Genomic DNA, 18,701 nt, shown 5'->3' with positions numbered 1-18,701 from the left:
CCATGCTTTCATGATCCGCACAGCGGATCCTCGTCCAGGAGGTGCCGCCCGTGCCCAAGCACAAGGCAGCGCCCGCCGTGCCCTCGCCGCCCGCCAAGGACCGGCCGCGCGTTCTGACCAGGCGGAACGCGCTGCGTGGCGCGGCCGGACTGCTGGCCGGGGGTGGCCTGGCCCTGACCTTGACCACGCCGGTGGGAACGGGGACCGCCGACTCCCAGGTGGTCGCGGGGCATCGCCGGGCGGGGCAGCCGGTGGATCGCGGGCGACTGACCTGGGGCGAGGACGAAGAGCGGCAGACGGGCTGGCTGTTCGTACCCGACCCCGCGGAATGGTCCGGCGGCGAAGCGCAGCCGGAGCATCCGGTGGTCGTCATGTTCCACGGAGGGTCCTGGCACGACGAGTCCGACCCGAGCTACCTGGCCGATATCGCCCAGGATCTCGCACGCTACGGGCTGGCCGTGTGGGTCCCCACCTATCGCGGGCTCGATGGGCCCGGAGGCTGGCCCGCGACCTTCCAGGACGTTTCCGACGCCATCGAATTCGTCCCGGAGCTCGCGGACCAGGGCCGGTTCCGGCCGGATCTCTCTCAAGTGCATCTGCTGGGGCACAGCGCCGGCGGTCATCTGGCCACGTGGGCCGCCGGACGCGACAAGCTGCCGCCCGGGGCTCCGGGTGCCGATGCCACGGTCAACGCGCGCAGCGTCACGTCCATGGCGGGCCTGTACGACCTCGTTCTGGCGGAGAACCTGGACGGCGGCGACCTGGTGCGCAGCCTGATGGGCGGCGTCACCCCGGAGGACGACCCGCAGCGGTACGACCTGGCCTCCCCGATCGACCGCCTTCCCCTGGAGATCCCCATCAACGCGCTGCACGGCCTGGCCGACGACGTCATTCCCGTCGAAGCGGTCCAGGGCTTCCTGGACGAGCTCCGCGCCACGGGCAACCCCGGCATCGTCGAGCTCCTGCCGGGCGTGGGGCACGGCGACTGGTCCGACGTCTTCGGCTGGCCGTGGGCCCGGGCCCGGCTGGCCCTGCTGGACTGCGTGGGCGGACCGTGAGATGACTCCGATCCCGCGGAAGGTCTCGCGGAGGGCCTCGCAGAAGGTCTCGCGGAGGGGTCTGATCGCCATGGGCGGCCTGGCCCTGGTGGGCGCCACCGGTATGGCGGGTTCTTCCGTCGTGACCCCGGGGCAGGCGCGTTCCGCTGTGGTGGCCGGCCGCCAGCGGGGCGGAGCACCTCTCGATGCGGGCCGGATCCAATGGGGAGAGGACCCCGACCGGCAGTGGGGACGGCTCTTCCTCCCCGACCCCGCTCACTGGAGCGCGAACCGGCAACGGCCCGCCTACCCGGTCGTGGTCTTCTTCCACGGCGGTGGCTGGACCGACAAGTCCTCGCCGTCGTACTGCGAGACCGTGGCGCGCGACCTCGCCCGTTACGGCGTCGCCGTGTGGCTGCCCACCTACCGCGGCACACCGGACCCGGGTGGCTGGCCCATGACCTTCGACGACGTATCGGACGGCCTGGACTTCGTGGAGCGGCTGGGCGAGCACGCCGACTTCACCCCGGACCTCGACCGGGTGCACGTGACCGGCCACAGCGCCGGAGGGCATCTGGCCGCGTGGGTCGCCGCACGGGAGCAGCTGCCGCCCTCCATGCCCGGCGGCGGCCGGCCGGGCGGGACCGGACGGATCCGGGTGCGCAGCACGACCTCGCTGGCCGGCGTGCTGGACCTCGAGAAGGCGGTGAACGAGGACCGGGACCATTGGGTGGTCGACGTCCTGGGAGGCCGCCCCGAGGAAGTCCCGGACCGCTACCAGGCCATGTCGCCGATCGACCGCCTGCCCCTGGAGCTGCCCGTCAACGTGCTGCACGGCAGGGCCGACTCCGTGGTGCCGGTGGCCACCCTGCGCGACTACCTCGAGAAGCACACCACGACGGGCAACCCCGGGCGGGTGGTCCTGATGGACGGCGTGGAGCACCAGGACTTCGTGAACGTGCGCCACAGGGCCTGGGCGGCGGCCCGGCAGGTATGCCTCACGAGCGTGGGGCCGCAGCCGTCGGCCCGGACCTGACCTTCCGCCGCCCCGGCGTCCGCCGCCGGGCACGGGCTCAGCGCACGCGCGGATTCCACAGGAACTGCCCCGTCAGGAGACGGTCGGCGGCGTCGAGGGCCAGCAGCAGGCCGGCCGCCAGGATCAGCGCCGTGGCCAGCAGGCCGATCGCCGGGGCGGCCCGCAGCCACTCCGAACGCATGATGCGTGCCAGCCGGCGGTACCGGCCCGCGGCGACGGCCACGGCGAGGATCACGAGCGGGAACTGGGAGAGCACCGACCACAGCAGCCACCCGGCAGCCCCCAGCGGTACGGGGACCCGGCCGCTCTCGATCACCTGGAGGTCGAAGGCGGGATCCCCGGCGACGACGGCCACGAACCCAGCCCCGATCATCGCCAGCCCGCGGCTGTTCCCGGACCGCCTCCGGCCCCCGTCCCGACCGCCGGGTCCGGCGTCGGGGGTCGCTGCGGCTCTCCGCCGGGCGCGTACCACCCGGCTGATCCCCCAGCCCAGGACGACGACGGCCAGTGCCAGCTCGATTCCCGCCGCCAGGTCCCCGGAGCGCGCCAGGTGCAGCCAGTGGAGGTCGCCGATCCGCGGGCCGAGCAGGCTCGAGAGCACGAGCCCCCACAGGGCGGTACCCCCGACGATCACGGCAGTGAAGGTGATGATCGCCCGTCGTCGTACTCCGGCTCCCAGGGCTCCCAGAGCGATCAGGAAGGATGCGGGGTCGAAACCGGCCAGTCCGGCTGCGACCGTGCCGAGCAGGAACCCCGTCATGAGCCGTCGGCGGCGAACCAGGGCGATACCTGCCCCAGCCACTTCAGGGAGTCCTGCTGCGGCGTGACCCAGACCGGGGTGCGGTGGCCGCCGGCCTCCGAGGTCGTCGCGATCAGGGAGGTCGGGGCGCTCACATGGGACTGGAAACCGTGCAGGGCATCGAGGGCGGGCTGGTCCTGACCGCCCGCGAAGGCCCACAGCGCCACGTCGGGCTTCTTCTTCCCGGCGAGCTGATCCAGCTGGTACCGGGGATCGTCCGGATCGTTCTGGACCTGGCCGGGGGTGTACTCGACGTCGAAGTATCCCGCCAGCGAGATACCCCAGGCGTACTGATCGGGGTGACGGAGGGAGATCATGGCCGCGCACCAGCCGCCCGCGCTGTAGCCGCTGACGGCCCAGGCCTGGCGATCCGGGACGGTCCGCAGGTTGGTGGTGATCCAGGTGCGCATGTCGGTGCTGATCCAGGTCTCCCACTTCCCGGCGGCACCGTCCACGCACTCCGTGTCGGCGTTGTCCGGGAAGACGTCGGGAACCACCACGATCGGGGCCTGCATGGAGCCGGAATCCACGTTGTCCAGGATCAGATCGTCGATCCGCAGCCCATTCTGATAAGTGCCGGGAGACCCCGGAACTCCCGGGAAAGCGACGACGACGGGGTAGGAACGGTCCGGGGTCCCGACGTACCCGGGAGGCAACCAGACCAGGGCGTCGACCGACAACTGGGTCTTGCTGCCCGACGACGGGGCCATGGTCACGTTCAGCCATTGACCGGTGCTGTCCTTCGAGCTGACCTCCCCCAGCGCGGGATTGGACTGGGGATCGCGCTGCAGATCCGTGAGGTCACCGCCGGTCGTCTCCTTGTAACTCGCATTCTGGGCGACGGCGGAACCGAAATCAGTGGTGCTGACCGCCCCGATGTCGTTGTTCGCGAAAAGATCGCCCCAGGCCCCGTACCAGTGATTGTCGCGGTTCAGGTAGAGGAACGTGGTGGACAGGGCCAGGAAGACGACCAGGAGGATCGTGACGGCTTGCTCGACGTATTTACGGAGACCCGGGCGACGACGCCTCGGCAGCACCACCAGGGCCACCGCGAGCATCACCACGAACAGGACGAAGGAGACGATCAGTACGGGCATTCCGGTGATGGAGAGCATCGCGTCCTCGATTTCGAGGCTCCGTATCGCTACAAAACCCTCGGTGACTGGATCGGGTATTCGGCGGAGGCGAGCCTCCATCAGGAGTATGCGCCCGGCGGGCAGGTCCTCGCATCGTCGCGTGGTAAACAGAAGCTCTCAGACCGCACGACCCGGAAAGGAGGGTCCTGTGCTCTCCGAACCGCTCGAGAAGCCCGACCCCGTGGGTGAGCGCCTGGCCCGCTGGCTCACCTGGATCTGGACGGCGGCCGCCGTCGTCGCGGGCGCCCTCTGGATCCTGCGGATCACCGGCCCGTTCTCCGTCGTGCCGGTGGTGGTCTTCGGGGCGCTCAACGTCCCCGTCACGCCGTCGCTGGTCTCCGCGATCCTGGTCGCCCTGGTCGCCGCGGCCCTCATGCGCCGGATGCGGCTCGCCCTGGTGGCGGTGGCGCTCTTCAGCGCCCTGGGCATGGTGGTGTCGCTGCTGATCCTCCTGGACCGCTGGATCTGGAGCCTGGGTGCTCACGGGATCCTCCCGTACGGGGTCCACGTGGCGCTCGAGATCACGGGCATCCTGGTGGGCGGGCTGACCCTGGCCGCGGCCGTTCGGGCCAGGAGGGCCTTCCCCGCTCGCACGAGACCCGGAGCCGCCTGGGTGGCCGCCGCCATCGCCGCCGTGGGCGTGGCGGCGACCATGGTGCTGGCCCAGGCCATGATCGTGGTCTCCACGGGGCAGTCGTGGCTGCAGCTGCGCGAGCTGCGCCGCGTGATGTGGGCGGCCATGGGAACCCACCGCGGCGGGTGGCCGCATATCGACACGGTGCCGCCCTGGATCCCGGAGCTCACGGCGGTCCTCCTCTCCAGCACCCTGCTCGTCGCCGTCTGGTCCCTCCTGCGGGCGGGCCGGCGGACCGAACGCTGGACCGGCGACGGCGAAGTCGCCCTGCGCGAACTGCTCGCCCGCTGGGGCGAGGCGAACTCCCTGGGCTGGTTCGCGACCCGCCGCGACAAGGAGGTGGTCTTCGCCCCCGGAGGGCAGGCCGCCGTGACGTTCAGGAGCATCGGGGGCGTCAGCCTCGCCTCCGGCGACCCGGTGGGAGACCCGCAGGCGTGGCCCGCCGCGATCGGGGCGTGGAGGACCCATGCCCGCCGCTACGGGCTGCTGCTGGGCGTCATCTCCGCCTCGGAGGCGGGTGCCCGGGCCTACGCGAGCCCGGGTGCGGACGGCGCCGGGCTGGCCGTGACCGCGATGGGCGACGAGGCCGTACTGCACGCGGACCGTTTCACCCTCGGGTCCACCGGGATGACCGAGGTCCGGCGCGCGGTGCGCCGTGCCCGGCGGGACGGGCTGGCCGTGACGGTCGATCGCCATGGGGACCTGGAACCGGAGGACCTGGCGGCGCTGGGGGCGCTCGCGGATCAGTGGCGGGGAGGCGAACCGGACCGCGGATTCTCCATGGCGCTCAACCGGTGGGGCGACCCGGCCGACGGGACCAACCTGGTCGTCGTCGCCCGCACCCCGTCCGGTGAGCCCGTGGGACTGCTGTCGTTCGTTCCCTGGGGGAGGCGCGGGCTGTCCCTGGACGTGATGCGGCGCAGCCCCCACGCCCCCAACGGAACCTCGGAGCTGATGATCGCGGAGCTCATGCGCCAGGCCGAGCAGCTGGGCGTGGCGCGGGTGTCGCTGAACTTCGCCATGTTCCGCTCCGTGTTCGCCGACGCCGACCGCCTGGGGGCGGGCATGCTGACCCGGTTCAACTCGGGCGTGCTGGGGCGCCTGGACCGGTTCTTCCAGCTCGAGCGCCTCTACCGGTTCAACGACAAGTTCCACCCGGAGTGGGTGCCCCGTTATGCGATCTACGAGAACCTGCTCACCCTGCCCCGGGTGGCCCTGGCGGCCGGGACGGCCGAGGGCTTCGTCCCGGACCCATGGCACCGCGGCGGGCGCGGGGTCCAGGGACATGAGGAGCACCGCCTGAACCCCGAGCAACTGGACCAGGTGCATACGATCGGGCAGCGTTTGCTCGAACCCGCCTCGGACGCGTCCCTCCTGGATGGCCTCGGCCCGCGGCGGACGCCCGAGCAGCAGCATCGCGAGCAGCATGCGCAGCGCCTGGCCGAGGCGGGCCGCTCCCCCTGGCCCGTGGGGATCGGGGATGTCCAGCCCCTCTCCGCGGGGGTCGCGGCCCTGGAGGCGCCGGGCAGCGAGGTCCGGGTCTCCGGCCGCGTGCGTCACCGCCGGGACCACGGCGGGGTCGAGTTCCTCACCCTCTCCGAGGGCGACGCCGGGCTCCAGGTGGTCCTCGAGCGCGCCGCCGTGGGCCGGGATTCGTTCGATCTGCTGACCCGCACCGTGGATCTGGGCGACATCGTGGTGGTGGACGGCGTCTCGGGGCGATCGCGCAACGGCACGCCGTCGTTGCTCGCACGATCCTTGACCGTGGCGGCGAAGTCCTTGCGCCCGGTGCCCTTCGAGGCATTCGAGGACCCCGAGTCCAGATCGCGCCAGCGCTCGCTGGACCTGGTGGTCCACCCGGACCGTCTGACCCTGCTGCACCAGCGCACCACCGTGATCCAGACGGTGCGCCGGTTCCTGCTGGACGCCGGACTGCGGGAGGTCGAGACCCCCGTGCTCAACACCGTGCACGGCGGCGCGTCCGCGCGCCCGTTCCGCACCTGGATCAACGCCTACGGCATGGGCCGGTCCCTGCGGATCGCTCCCGAGCTCTACCTCAAGCGCCTGCTGGTGGGAGGCTACGGGCCGCTGTTCGAGATCGCGCGAAACTTTCGCAACGAGGGCGCCGACGCCACCCACAACCCGGAGTTCACCGCACTGGAGGCCTACGTGCCGTGGGGGGACTACACCTCCATGCGGCATCTGACCGAAGCCATGGTCAAGGCGGCCGCCACGGCGCTCTACGGGTCCCCCGTCCTGCCCCTGGCAGACGTGCACCGGGAGCGGACGGCTGGGGAGACCGGGCGTCCCGGGGACACCGAGCCGAGCGAGCACGGGTCACCGCCCCTGGTCGACATCTCCGGGCCCTGGAGGGTGCGTACCGTCACGGAATCGGTGTCGGAGGCCGTCGGCCAGGACGTCTCCGTGGACACCGATATCGACGTGCTCCTGCGCATCGCGCGCGAGCACGGCGTCCCCGTGGGACCCGCCATGGGCCCGGGAGCCGTGCTGGAGGAGCTGTACGGCGAACTGGTGGAACCCAGCACGATCGAGCCGACGTTCTACTGCGACTTCCCCGTGGAGACCTCTCCGCTGACCGCCCCGCACCGGAGCGAACCGGGGCTGGTGGAGCGATGGGACCTGGTGATCGGCGGCATGGAGCTGGGCACGGCCTATTCGGAGATGACCGATCCCCTCGAGCAGCGGCGCCGCTTCACGCAGCAGTCGCTCAAGGCCGCCGCGGGAGACCCTGAGGCCATGGAGATCGACGAGGACTTCCTGGCCGCATTGGAGCTGGGCATGCCGCCCACGGGAGGGCTCGGCATCGGGCTGGACCGGCTGGTCATGGTGCTCACGGGCACCACCATCCGCGACGTCCTGGCCTTCCCCTTCGTACGGCCGCAGCAGCGCACCCCCTGAGCGCAGCCGGGCCGCACCGGGCCCGTCCGGCATTCCCGGCAGGACCGGATCACCCATAGACTGCCTAGCCGTGAGTACGGACAAGAGACGCATCCGAGCGGCCGGCGGGGCCACGGCACGAGCCGCCCGTCGCGCCGTCGCGCCCTTCGGATATTCGGGGTACCCGCGTCTGGCCGTCGCCATGCTCGCCATGGTGCTGGGGCAGGGCACCTGGGCGCTGTCCACGGTCTTCCAGGTCATGGCCGACGGCGGCGACCCCGTCGCGCTGTCCACCGTCACCGCCATCGGAGCAGCCGGGCTGGTGGTGTTCGCGCTGATCGGCGGAGGGGCCGCCGACCGGCTGCCCCCTCACCGCGTGCTTCTCGGAGTGGTCGTCGTGGTCACTTCGGTCGTCTCGGTCGTGACCGTGCTGAGCGCCACCGGGAATCTGGCCACCTGGCAGCTGGCGGCCGCCTCCTTCGTGATCTTCTCCGGGGTGGCCATGTTCTATCCCTCCTACTCGGCCTCGCTCCCGCGTCTCCTGCCGCCCGACAAGCTGCTGGCGGCCAATGGGGTGGAGGGCTCCGCCCGGCCTCTGCTGCAGGCCGCCGCGGGCCCGGCGCTGGCCGGTCTGCTCGCCGCTGCCTGGGGCCCGTGGGCCGGATTCGCCGTCGTGGCGATCTGCGGACTGATCGCCGTGGTCATCCTGCTGGGACTCAAGGTCCCCCCGCTGGAGCACCTCGGCCCTCAGGGAGACCCGGAGGGGGCCACCACGGATACCGGGTCCATCAAGATCACCGGTTCCGGCGTGGACCCGGCAGGGACCGCCCTGCCCGCCGAAACGCCGGGAGGGCGCGGCGGTGCATTCGGCCGGGTGCTGGCCGATATGCGCGAAGGCGTCCGCTATACCGTGAAGACCCCCTGGCTGCTGGGCACCCTGGTCTTCGCCGTGATCGCGATCTTCTTCTTCCTGGGGCCGCTCGAGATCCTGCTGCCCTTCGTGGTCCGCGACAGCCTGGGCGGCGGGGCCGCCGAGGTCGGACTGCTCCTGGGCGTCATGGGCGTCGCATCGAGCCTGGGCGCGATGATCGTGGCCGGGCTGCCCTATCCCCGCCGCTATCTCACGATGATCGTGCTGGTCTGGGGTTTCGGGACACTGCCCCTGGCCTTCGTGGGCTACACCAGCTCCTGGCTGGCCATGGTGGCGATCCTGATCGTCGTAGGAGCCTCGGACGGCATCGGCCAGGTGCTGTGGGGGACCCTCCTGCAGCGGCGCGTGCCGGGGTGGATGCTGGGCCGCATCTCCAGCCTGGACTTCTTCGTCTCGTTGCTTCTGCTGCCGGTGTCCATGGCGGTGGTGGGGCCGTTGTCGATCGTGGTGCCCATTCCGGTCATCTTCGTGATCGCGGCGCTCGTCCCGGCGGTGGCCGCCGTCATCGTGTGGTGGCTGGCGAGAATGGCCGCCGATGAGGCCGCGAACCCCCTGCGCAGCTGAGCCGCGCCGGGCGAGCCCGTCCGGATGACATGCCCTCATGGGCATATATGGCCGATCCCACGCGACATTATTCTGCATACTTGTGCGTCCCCGGGTATCAGGGACCAGGATGGGCTGCAATGCAGTCTCCGCCCGACCCCCGACAGCCATTCACCGCCCAGCGTCCCAGGTCACGGACGTTTTCCGTCCCGCTTTCCGCCGGTCCGACCGTGCTCGAACGCCGGCGGGTGCTGGGCGGACTCGGTGCTGCGGCCCTGCTGACGATCACCGGCTGCGCCGGGGGGTCCGAGCTCGCCGGAGCGGGAGCCGGGGAGGCGGCGGAGTCCGCCGGATCGCCATCACCGTCGTCGGGATCACCGTCGGCGACGGGAACGGAGACGGCGAGCCCCGCCCCGACGACCATGCGCACCGAGCCGCCGCTCGAGGTCGACGCCGCTCGGAGATACACGGTCGGTGCGCCGGTGGTCATCGCCTACGGCGGCGAGCACCGGCGGCAGTACGGCGAGCTGATCGTCCCCCAGGGGCTGCCGGAGGAGGTCAAGGTCCCCGTTCTGATGATCCTGCACGGAGGGAGCTGGCAGGCCACCTCGACACTGGGGTACCTGCGGGACGTGGCTCGCAACATGGCTTCCTACGGCGTCGCCACGTGGAACGTGGAGTACAGGGGCATCGGCGGCGGGGGAGGGTGGCCCAACACCTTCGCCGACGTCGCGGCCGCCATGGACTTCGTGCCCGGCCTGGCCGAGCACATCGGCCGGAGGATCGACCGGGAGCGGTTCTTCCTGGCGGGCCACAGCGCCGGGGGACACCTGGCTGCGTGGGCCGCCTCCCGGCACCTGGACGAGTCAGAGCAGCCCGGCGGTCGTCCGGCGCTCCGGCCTGCCGCATGTGTCTCTTTCGCGGGGGTGTACGACCTCGCCTACGCGCAGCGACTGGGTCACCGGCACATGGTCAACCTCCTGGGAGGGACGCCGTCGCAGGTTCCGCACACCTACGAGCTGGCCTCGCCCATCCGCAACATTCCCGAGGACGTCGAGTTCGTCTGCTGCCACAGCAGCAACGACGCCGTGGTACCCGTGGCCCAGACCGCCAACTACGCGGCCGCCTCGGAGGATGCCGGGCACGATGCCGAGAGCGTGATCCTGCCGAGTGCGGGCCATGTCGACTGGGTGATCCCCGGCAGCCGGGCGTGGGCGGTGGGCCAGGAGCAGCTGCTGGAGGTGATCACCGCCGTCCGGCCCTGATCACCGGTCATCCCGTCACCGGTGATCAGGGCTGGATGCAGGTCAGTTCTGCATGTCCTCCAGCTCCATGCCCTTGGTTTCTCGTACGACTTTGATCACGAAGAAGATCGATATGAAGGCGAAGAAGGCGTACAACCCGTAGGCGAAGACCAGGGAGACCTCGGAGATCGCCGGGAAGGTGACCGTCACCAGCCAGTTCGCCATCCACTGGACGAAGCCGGCAACGGCCAGGGCGGCTCCGCGGATCTTGTTGGGGAACATCTCGCCCAGCAGCACCCACATGACCGGTCCCCAGGAGATGCCGAAGAAGATCACGTACAGGTTGGCCGCGACCAGTGCGACCATCCCGGCCGCATCGCCCAGGACGGGTCCGGAATCCGTGACCGTCGCGGTGGCGAAGACCCCCGCCATGGTTCCCAGCGTGATCGCCATGCCGATCGAGCCGATCAGCAGCAGGCGCTTGCGCCCGATCTTGTCCACGAGCATGATCGCGGCGACCGTGACGACCACGTTGGTCACGGAGGTGATCGTGGAGATCGTGAAGGCGTCGCCTTCCTGGAATCCGACCGACTGCCACAGCTGGTTGGAGTAGTAGAAGATCACGTTGATGCCGACCAGCTGCTGCAGTGCGGCGACGCCGATGCCCACCCACATGACCGGCTTGAGCCCGAAGGCCTTGCCCGCCAGGTCCTTGAACCTCGGCTTGTGCTCCTTGTCCAGGGTGCGGTCGATGACGGACAGGCGGTGGACGGCCGGCCCTTCGCCCTGGAGCTTGGTCATGATGGCCATCGCCTCGTCCCGCCGGCCCTGGGCTACGAGCCAGCGCGGCGATTCAGGGATGGTGTAGGCGCCGATCAGGTAGATGATGGCCGGCACGGCCTCCAGGAGGAACATCCACCTCCAGGCGTCCAGGCCGAAGAGCCAGGAGGCGTCGGAGGAGCCGGCCATGGCGACGATGACGCGGTTGGCGATCTGGGAGGCGAAGATGCCGAGCACGATGCCCATCTGCTGCAGCGATCCCAGACGGCCGCGGATGTCCGCGGGAGCGACCTCCGCGATATACGCCGGGGCGATGATCGAGGCGACGCCGACGCCGACGCCGCCGATCACGCGCCAGGCCACCAGCCAGGCGAACCCGCCGGTATCCGCACCGAAGAACGGGTCGATGGCGCAGAAGATCGAGGAGATCAGGAACAGGACGGCCGCGATCCGCATGACCCGGACGCGCCCCAGTTTGTCCGCCAGCCGTCCGCCCAGGGCGGCACCCAGGGCGGCACCCAGCAGTGCGGAGGCCACGGCGCTGCCCAGGGCGGTGGCGCCGACGTCGAAGTACTCGCGCATCGCACCGGTGGCGCCGTTGATGACCGCGGAGTCGTAACCGAACAGGAAGCCGCCGAGGGCGGCGACCATCGTGATCCTCAGAACCGCACCCGTGTTGGCGGTATGACCCGCCACCGAGGTGGGGGACGTATAGGTGGACATGCTCAGCTCCTTTGCTGTCGGCATTCCAGTCCCCGGGGCCTCGTACGACCGGGGCAGGCTATTGAGTCACCTGCAAGAGTAGAGTGGTGTATATCTCATGTCCACGGGGTGAACACAGGGTTCGCGCTCGTTGTCCAGGGGTGATGGCCAACGTTACGACAGAGCGTAAAGTGCTTGAGCCTCAGCGTGATGCGTCACTAAAATTTACTCTGAATTCTCATCTGGTTTCGGCAACCTGTCCCATAAATAGGTGACAGACGGCAGGCGGATTCGTATGGTCAACGAAGGCCTGCCGAAACAGCGTGGAGAGCGTGGAACCACTGGGGAGTGGTTTCACGCGGAGCTGTGCCGGCGGAGCGCATCAAACGGGGGAAAACGTGGGCAGAAAACCATCCGGAGATCAACGCAGATCTATCAGGGGCCATGGGCGTCATCGCGACTCGAGGCTCCACATCATCTGGGGACCGAGAAGCGGTGGATCCTCCGCGGGCGTCCCGGTGTACGTGACTATGGCGGCAGGCCTGGTGATCGCTGGTCTGATCACCACTGTCGCGCCGACGACCACTGCGGAGACCCTGAAGACCGATCTCGTTCCCCCGTACCAGGTCCTGGAGAACAGCACGACTGTCGCAGCCTCGACCGGGCTGGCGCCGCAGGCAACCACTTTCACGCAGCCGGCCCTGGCCTCCCCGGAGGAGGCCTGGCCCGTGGCCGGCGCGACATGGCTGGACTCCGCTGCGGGCGCAGCCGTCGGGCACGGTACCGGCAGCGGTCAGCAGTTCGGGGGCCCGGGTTCGGACCCGGCGCCGTCCCCGTCCGCCGAAGCGGTCGATCCGGAGACTCCGGAGGCCGCGGCGGAAACCTCGAGTCCCTTGCCCTCCTCCGTCGAGGCGGAGAAGCGCGCCCCCGCGGCCTCCGGTCCTACAGCCTCCGGCTCGTCCGCACCGGAAGACGCCGACGACACGTCCGTCAAGGTGATGGCTCCCGCTGCCCAGGACGCCGCGGCGACGCCGGATCCGACGCCCGCCGCGGGCTCTCCGGATCGCTCGGAGGCCCCAGTCGGCCCCTCCGTAGAGGTCCCCGAAGCGCAGTCCGTCCAGGATGCGGCTCCCGAGGCCATCGCGGCCACGGTCGGCATCCCGGTCTCGGCACCCTCGCCGGCAGCGACCAGCGTTCCGTCCGCGCCGACGCCGTCCGTGCCGTCCGTAACGGAAGACCGCGCTCAGGAGGCCACGGTTCCCTGGCTCACCTACTCGGCTCATCAGCCGCCCTGCCCTCCCGTCAGTGGTGACGCTGCTCACACGCGGGGCAAGTGAGGCGGGTGCGGGGGTCGATCTTCCTGAGAGGATCGTGAAAATATTCCCGCGATGTTGTTCAACTTCGACGTGGCGTTTAGAGATTCTTCTTAGTGATGCCACAATCTAAGAATGTCTTTCCCGGCGCAGTCCACTTCCCCCTCGCCGGACCGGACGACATGGCGGCTACCGCAGTTGGAGCACTGGGTCATCGTCCCGATGATCGTCATCCTGGCGATCGGGACACTTGGCCGGATCGTGAGCTTCACTCCGCAGATCGGTGCCGCTGAGTCTCAGGTCCTCGCGGCCCTCGAACCTGTGCGGTCGTCCATGATGCTGGCGGCTGCCGGCTTCGTGCACGGCGCCTTCACCGCCCCCATGATCTTCGCGCTCATCGCAGCGCTGACCGCCTGGCTCGTCGTGGTCCGCCGGTCCGCCCGAGACGCTGCGGGATTCGCCGTGACCGCCGTCGTGGCCACGGCCCTGTGCTTCATGCTGCAGCAGGTGGTGGGCCGCCCGGCCCCCGTCATCCCCGGAGAGAGCCTGACCGCCGCTGAAACGGCGGCCTCCATGCCGGCCGGTGCCGTGGCCGGGGCGCTCGTGATCACCCTGGCCCTGCTGGTCTCCGCACGACAGCATGCGAAGGCCCTGGTGGTGCTCGCCGTCGGAGGTTCCGTCTCCCTGGTGGTCGCCGCCGCCACGCTGATCACCTCCTCCGCGTACTTCGTCGACATCGCCGCTGCGCTGCCCGTCGCCTGGGCCGGCGTGGCTCTGGGCTGCGGCGTCGCCAACCGCGCCGTTCCCGCCATGGCCTACCGTTTCGGGTGGGACCTCAACGAGGCCGAGCGCAAGATCAACTACCGCAACCCGGACCGCAGCGTGGCTTATGCCGACGCCTACGCGGACGCGCAGCATGCCGGGGAGACGGCAGGCCGCGGGGCGGTTGCCGTGGACGGGCGTCACGATGCAGACGGCCCGATCACCGAGGAGATCCCGGTGATCCGTCACGACGCCGCTTGAGGCGCGTGTTCGGGGAGCCGCTGCGGTGGCCCTCCCCTGAATAAATCCCTGAGCCAACGCCGAGGGGGCCGGACTCCAGCACTGGAGTCCGGCCCCCTCGGCGTTCGTCGTGAGTGGTTCTCAGCCCCGGATCCTCCGCTGCAGGGGCCACCAGATGACCCGGCCCATGTCGTAGGTCAGGGCGGGCACCAGCAGGGAGCGGACGAGCAGGGCGTCCAGCAGCACCCCGAAGGCCACGATGAACGCCAGCTGCACCATGAACACGATCGGGATGACGGACAGGGCGGCGAAGGTCGCAGCTAGCACGATCCCCGCAGAGGTGATCACACCGCCGGTGAGCACCAGTCCGCGGAGGATGCCGGCGCGGGTCCCGTGCACCAGGGACTCCTCCCGCACGCGTGACATCAGGAAGATGTTGTAGTCGATCCCCAGGGCCACCAGGAAGACGAAGGCGTACAGCGGCACGGAGGCATCTGAGCCGGGGAAGCCGAAGACGTGGTTGAAGAGCACCGCGGAGACGCCCAGGGCCGAGGCGAATGAGATCACGGTCAGGACGATCAGCAGCACCGGTGCCAGGATCGAGCGCAGCAGCAGCATCAGGATCACGGTGACCACCACCAGGATGATGGGGATGATGAGGTTCCGGTCGTGGATGGACGCCGCCTGGGTGTCCATTGCGGTGGCCGTCTCCCCGCCCACCAGGATCGACGGATCGATCTCCTTCAGCTCCGTGCGCAGGTCGGTCACCGCAGCTGTGGCCTCATCGGAGTCGGGGGCCACGGACAGGGTGATCTGGATTTCGACGTCGCCCTCGGAGACCGTGGGCTCGACGCCCTCGAACGGACCGCCGGGAGGGCCTTCCTGTGCGGTGTCCCCCAAGGGGAGGCTTCCGGAGGGTGAGTCCTGGGCGGTCGCGGTGATGGAATCGGTGATCGTCAGCTGTCCGGCTCGCTCCGCCACCTGATCCTGAGCGCCCTCCGGGGCGATCACCGTGATGGGCGATCCGGTCCCGCCGGGGAAGTGGGCCGACAGGGCGTCCTGGCCGTCGGAAGCGGGTGAGTCGCCGATCAGCGTCTCCGACTGCTTGAGCCCGGAGGCCTGCAGGGTGGGGGCGAAGGCCGCCATGGCCAGCAGGGCGATCGTGAGGGCGATCCAGATCGTCCGGAAACGGCGTGAGACGAAGCGGCCGACCCTCGCCCACAGTCCTTTGCCCGTCACGGTCGGCAGGCCCGCGGACCCGCCGTGATCCACCACCCGCACGGCATCCGGACGGTCGGGGTCGTACCGGGGCCGGCTGGGCCAGAAGCCCGCCCGCCCGAGGAGGTAGAGCACGGCCGGGAGGAACGTCAGGGCCGCGAGCATGGAGAAGGCGATGCCGGTCGCGGCGGCCGGGCCGAGGGCCTGCGTGGACCCCAGGTCGGAGAACATCAGGCACAGCAGCCCGGCGATGACGGTGCCGCCGGAGGCCAGCACCGGCTCGATCGTCCCCCGTAGTGCCGCCCGGGTGGCGACTGCCTTGCTGCGGTGCTCCCGCAGCGCTTCTCGATACCGGGCCGTGTACAAGAGGCAGTAGTCCGTGGCGGCTCCCACCACCAGGATGAACAGGATCCCCTGCACCTGGCCGTCGATCGTGATCAGGCCGCCCGACGCGAGCAGGTAGACCACGATGATCGCCGCGCACAGGGCCGCCATGGCCGTGACCAGCACGATGACCGGCAGGAAGGGTGACCGGTAGACGACCACCAGGATCAGGAACACCGCGGCCAGCGCCACCAGCAGCAGGACGCCGTCGATGCCCGCGAAGCCCTCCGCCAGTTCCGTGGCGAACCCTGCGGGGCCCGTCACGTAGGTGTTCAGGCCCTGCGGTGCGGAGTCCGCCATCGCGGCGCGCAGGCCGGAGACCTGCTCGTCATAGGTGGTCTCGCCCATGGGCACGAAGATCTGCACCGCGGCGCCGTCGTCGGAGTCCACGGGTGGTGAACCCGCCTCCTCGGCGAACCCGCGGTCGACCAGTGATCCGCTGAGACCTTCAGCCCACTCCTGGTCTTCCTCTGTCAGCCCTCCGTCACGCTGGGCCACGGCGATGGCGGGGATGAACTGACTGTCCGTGAAATCCGCGGCGCGCTCGGAGACCTGGGTGGACTCCGCCGTCTCCGGGAGGAACGACGACTGCGTCGACTCGACGACGTCGCTGATCCGCCCGAAGAACGGACCGCCCAGGCCGATGACTGCAACCCAGACGACCAGGGCCAGGGCGGGAAGCAGGATCCGGAGCCAGCCGGGCCCTCGCCGACCGGTCTCGGTCCGAGGGGCGGCTCTGTGGCGCCCGCGTTCGCGCCGGTCCGCCGGAGTAACCGTCTCCTGCCTGCCGGCGTGGTGCTCGTGATGTGAGGCGGGGCCCATAGTGGGTCAGTCTACGGGTATTTCACCTTTCGTAGCACCTGCTGGGGGTGGCGTCGGCGGGTCAGTTGACCTGCGCGGGGTCCCCTCCCAGGCGGCCGTTGTCACGGCCGAGGCCGGTCAGGCGTTCCAGCTGCTCCTCGTCCAGGACTACGTCCAGGGCGCCCCAGTTCTCCCGGATCCGGTCGGGGGTCACGGACTTGGGGAAGACGACGTTGCCGATGGCCAGGTGCCAGGCCAGCACGGTCTGCGCCGGAGTGGCCCCGGCTTCCTCGGCGATCTCCGTCACCACGGGATCGGTGAGGAGCTCTCCGCCCTGCCCCAGGGGCGACCAGGCCTCGGTGAGCACACCGCGGGAGGCGTTGGCGGCCCGCAGGTCGACCTGCGGGAAATAGGGGTGCAGCTCGATCTGGTTCACGGCCGGGGCCTCCCCGGTGGCCACGAGCTCCTCGAGGAGGGGTGCCGGGAAATTGGAGACGCCGATGGAGCGGGCCCTACCGCTGTTGCGCAGTTCCACCAGGGCTTTCCAGCTGTCGCGGTACAGGCCCTTGGCGGGGCAGGGCCAGTGGATCAGATAGAGGTCGACGTAGTCGGTACCGAGGCGTTCCAGGGACTTGTCGAAGGCGGCCAGTGCGGCGTCGTACCCCTGGTCCTCGTTCCACAGTTTCGTGGTCACGAAGATCTCCTCCCGGGAGACCCCGGACTCGGCGATCGCGCGGCCCACGCCGTCTTCATTGCCGTAGGCAGCGGCGGTGTCGATGTGACGGTAGCCGGTCTCCAGGGCAGCGGCCACTGACTCCTGGGCGACGTCGGCATCGACCTGCCAGGTACCGAATCCCAGCTGAGGGATGGTGTTGTCATCGTTGAGAACCACGTGGGGTGAAGTGGACATGCGGATGCTGCTCCTCTCGAGGCGGCTGGTCAAGCCGCGGCGTTTGGACCTCCGATCCAGTGAACTCCAGCCCCGGGGTATTCACAAACCGGCTGTGATGAGAGGCAGGGCGGTGCCGGAGGGCAGGCGCACGGTGTAGTCGGCGTAGGCGGAGAAATCGGTGGGCTCCGGGTTGATCTCCACCACGGGGATCCCCAGCCCCAGGGCGGTCAGCGGGAGGGAGGCCGCCGGCTGAACGATGCCGGAGGTGCCCACCACCAGAACCAGGTCGGAATCGGCCATGGCCTGCTCCGCGGCCGCAAAGGCATCCATGGGAAGGGACTCCCCGAACCAGACGACGCGAGGCCGGATCCGGGAGTCGCACTCCAGGCATTCCGGCGGCGGTGCGGGCTGCGGGTCGTCGTCGACGGGGGAGTCCAGGCGCAGATCCCCGACCTGCCAGCGATCCGCGGGACGCCCGCAGGCCTCGCAGCAGAACTCGAAGAGGGATCCGTGAAGGTGCGCGAGCACCTTGGAACCGGCTCGCTCGTGGAGGTCGTCGATGTTCTGCGTGCTGATACTCACGTTCGCGTACGCTGCCCATCTGGCCAGGGCCGCGTGCCCGGCGTTCGGCTGCACCCCGCGAACCATACGGGCTCGCTGGATGTACCAGGACCAGACCAGGTCGGGATTCTCCTCCCAGGCTTCCGGGGTGGCCAGCTCCTGGGGGGAGTAGCGCGCCCAGAGGCCCGTTTCGGGTGCCCGGAAGGTCGGTACCCCCGATTCCGCGGAGATCCCGGCCCCCGAGAGCACCGAGACGTTCTTCGCCGAACGGGCCAGCTCCAGGACGACGGGATCGATGGCTTCCAGCTGGGCGTTCAATCGTCGGGCTAGCTCGGAGATGGAGGCTGCGTCGTCGTGGGACATGACTCCACCGTAATCGCGCCGCAGGTTGCGCACACCTGGAGGGTCGTTCCCATGAATATGGTTCGACGAATACGGGTGCGACGGCGGACAGAATCCGGCGGCGGTGGGTGCGGCGATGACTCCCAGATTTTGCTATAGGAAATTCNGAGGCTGGGAGCATGAACGGGGCAGGTCAGAAGGGGTTCGGGCCCTTCGAAGACGCTGAAGGGAACGGGGTCCATCGCGGTCTGGGGCAGGGCCCAGCGCACACCCCCGCCGGTGAGGCTGAGGGTATCGATGACGCCCCCACGTTCAGCGCTGCCGGTACTGCCCCTACCCAGGAACCCTCGGAGCTGTCGTTCCTCGATGGTGCCACTGCTGAGGGGTTGGTGGCCGGTATTCAGGCTGCCGCCCGGATAGAGGCCGCCGCCAGGGGCCGGCTGCTGCG

14 protein-coding genes are annotated in these 18,701 nt (G+C 69.9%); 8 read left to right on the top strand and 6 right to left on the bottom strand.

Annotation, left to right across the window (positions count from 1 at the left end):
* The first annotated feature begins 50 nt into the window (after positions 1–50).
* Both FCK90_RS14550 and FCK90_RS14545 read left to right on the top strand, forming a co-directional pair.
* The gene (locus FCK90_RS14550; RefSeq protein WP_158035031.1) at positions 51–1,058 is read left to right on the top strand and encodes an alpha/beta hydrolase family protein; all 1,008 of its coding nucleotides are present in this window, start codon (positions 51–53) and stop codon (positions 1,056–1,058) included.
* 1 nt (position 1,059) lies between these two features.
* Positions 1,060–2,073: an alpha/beta hydrolase family protein gene (locus FCK90_RS14545; protein ID WP_158035030.1), complete on the top strand. Its 1,014-nt coding sequence runs from the start codon at positions 1,060–1,062 to the stop codon at positions 2,071–2,073.
* Positions 2,074–2,110: 37 nt separating this feature from the next.
* Here the strand turns inward: FCK90_RS14545 and FCK90_RS14540 are convergent, their stop codons facing one another.
* Together FCK90_RS14540 and FCK90_RS14535 are read right to left on the bottom strand one after the other, a co-directional pair.
* The gene (locus FCK90_RS14540; RefSeq protein ID WP_158035029.1) at positions 2,111–2,875 is read right to left on the bottom strand and encodes a hypothetical protein; all 765 of its coding nucleotides are present in this window, start codon (positions 2,873–2,875) and stop codon (positions 2,111–2,113) included.
* The gene (locus FCK90_RS14535; protein ID WP_181954339.1) at positions 2,830–3,987 is read right to left on the bottom strand and encodes an alpha/beta hydrolase; all 1,158 of its coding nucleotides are present in this window, start codon (positions 3,985–3,987) and stop codon (positions 2,830–2,832) included. The genes FCK90_RS14540 and FCK90_RS14535 overlap by 46 nt, the downstream gene beginning before the upstream one ends.
* Positions 3,988–4,156: 169 nt before the next feature.
* Between FCK90_RS14535 and lysX the strand changes: the two genes are divergently transcribed.
* From lysX to FCK90_RS14520, 3 genes are all read left to right on the top strand, one after another.
* Positions 4,157–7,561 (top strand): bifunctional lysylphosphatidylglycerol synthetase/lysine--tRNA ligase LysX, encoded by a 3,405-nt coding sequence (gene lysX, locus FCK90_RS14530; protein WP_246180453.1) that lies wholly within the window; start codon positions 4,157–4,159, stop codon positions 7,559–7,561.
* A gap of 70 nt (positions 7,562–7,631) precedes the next feature.
* Positions 7,632–9,035 (top strand): MFS transporter, encoded by a 1,404-nt coding sequence (locus tag FCK90_RS14525; RefSeq protein ID WP_246180451.1) that lies wholly within the window; start codon positions 7,632–7,634, stop codon positions 9,033–9,035.
* A gap of 209 nt (positions 9,036–9,244) precedes the next feature.
* On the top strand, positions 9,245–10,279 hold the full coding sequence (locus tag FCK90_RS14520; protein ID WP_158035026.1) for an alpha/beta hydrolase: 1,035 nt from the start codon (positions 9,245–9,247) through the stop codon (positions 10,277–10,279).
* A 42-nt stretch (positions 10,280–10,321) separates the two neighbouring features.
* Here the strand turns inward: FCK90_RS14520 and FCK90_RS14515 are convergent, their stop codons facing one another.
* Entirely contained in the window at positions 10,322–11,761 is a 1,440-nt protein-coding gene (locus tag FCK90_RS14515; RefSeq protein ID WP_158035025.1) for a sugar porter family MFS transporter, read from the bottom strand.
* Positions 11,762–12,264: 503 nt separating this feature from the next.
* On the opposite strand from FCK90_RS14515, the gene FCK90_RS14510 reads away from it, so the two are divergent.
* Positions 12,265–13,077 (top strand): hypothetical protein, encoded by an 813-nt coding sequence (locus FCK90_RS14510; RefSeq protein WP_158035024.1) that lies wholly within the window; start codon positions 12,265–12,267, stop codon positions 13,075–13,077.
* 111 nt (positions 13,078–13,188) lie between these two features.
* Complete coding sequence (locus FCK90_RS15465) at positions 13,189–14,076, top strand: hypothetical protein (protein WP_181954338.1); 888 nt, start codon at positions 13,189–13,191, stop codon at positions 14,074–14,076.
* A gap of 120 nt (positions 14,077–14,196) precedes the next feature.
* Here FCK90_RS15465 and FCK90_RS14505 read toward each other — a convergent pair whose 3' ends face one another.
* The 3 genes from FCK90_RS14505 to FCK90_RS14495 all read right to left on the bottom strand — a co-directional run bounded on the left by FCK90_RS14505 (position 14,197) and on the right by FCK90_RS14495 (position 18,274).
* Complete coding sequence (locus FCK90_RS14505) at positions 14,197–16,479, bottom strand: MMPL family transporter (RefSeq protein WP_158035023.1); 2,283 nt, start codon at positions 16,477–16,479, stop codon at positions 14,197–14,199.
* A 61-nt stretch (positions 16,480–16,540) separates the two neighbouring features.
* Positions 16,541–17,368: an aldo/keto reductase gene (locus tag FCK90_RS14500; protein WP_158035022.1), complete on the bottom strand. Its 828-nt coding sequence runs from the start codon at positions 17,366–17,368 to the stop codon at positions 16,541–16,543.
* An 81-nt stretch (positions 17,369–17,449) separates the two neighbouring features.
* Positions 17,450–18,274, bottom strand: coding sequence for an SIR2 family NAD-dependent protein deacylase (locus tag FCK90_RS14495; protein WP_158035021.1), 825 nt, complete (start codon positions 18,272–18,274; stop codon positions 17,450–17,452).
* A 158-nt stretch (positions 18,275–18,432) separates the two neighbouring features.
* Between FCK90_RS14495 and FCK90_RS15595 the strand changes: the two genes are divergently transcribed.
* Positions 18,433–18,701 (top strand): hypothetical protein (locus tag FCK90_RS15595; RefSeq protein ID WP_220433356.1); only part of this gene is annotated, 269 nt, incomplete at its 3' end.

This window comes from Kocuria coralli, from assembly GCF_008831305.1.
Lineage (GTDB): Bacteria > Actinomycetota > Actinomycetes > Actinomycetales > Micrococcaceae > Kocuria > Kocuria coralli.
Note: the sequence above shows the minus strand (reverse complement) of the source record. Positions and strands in the feature narration are given on the sequence as shown.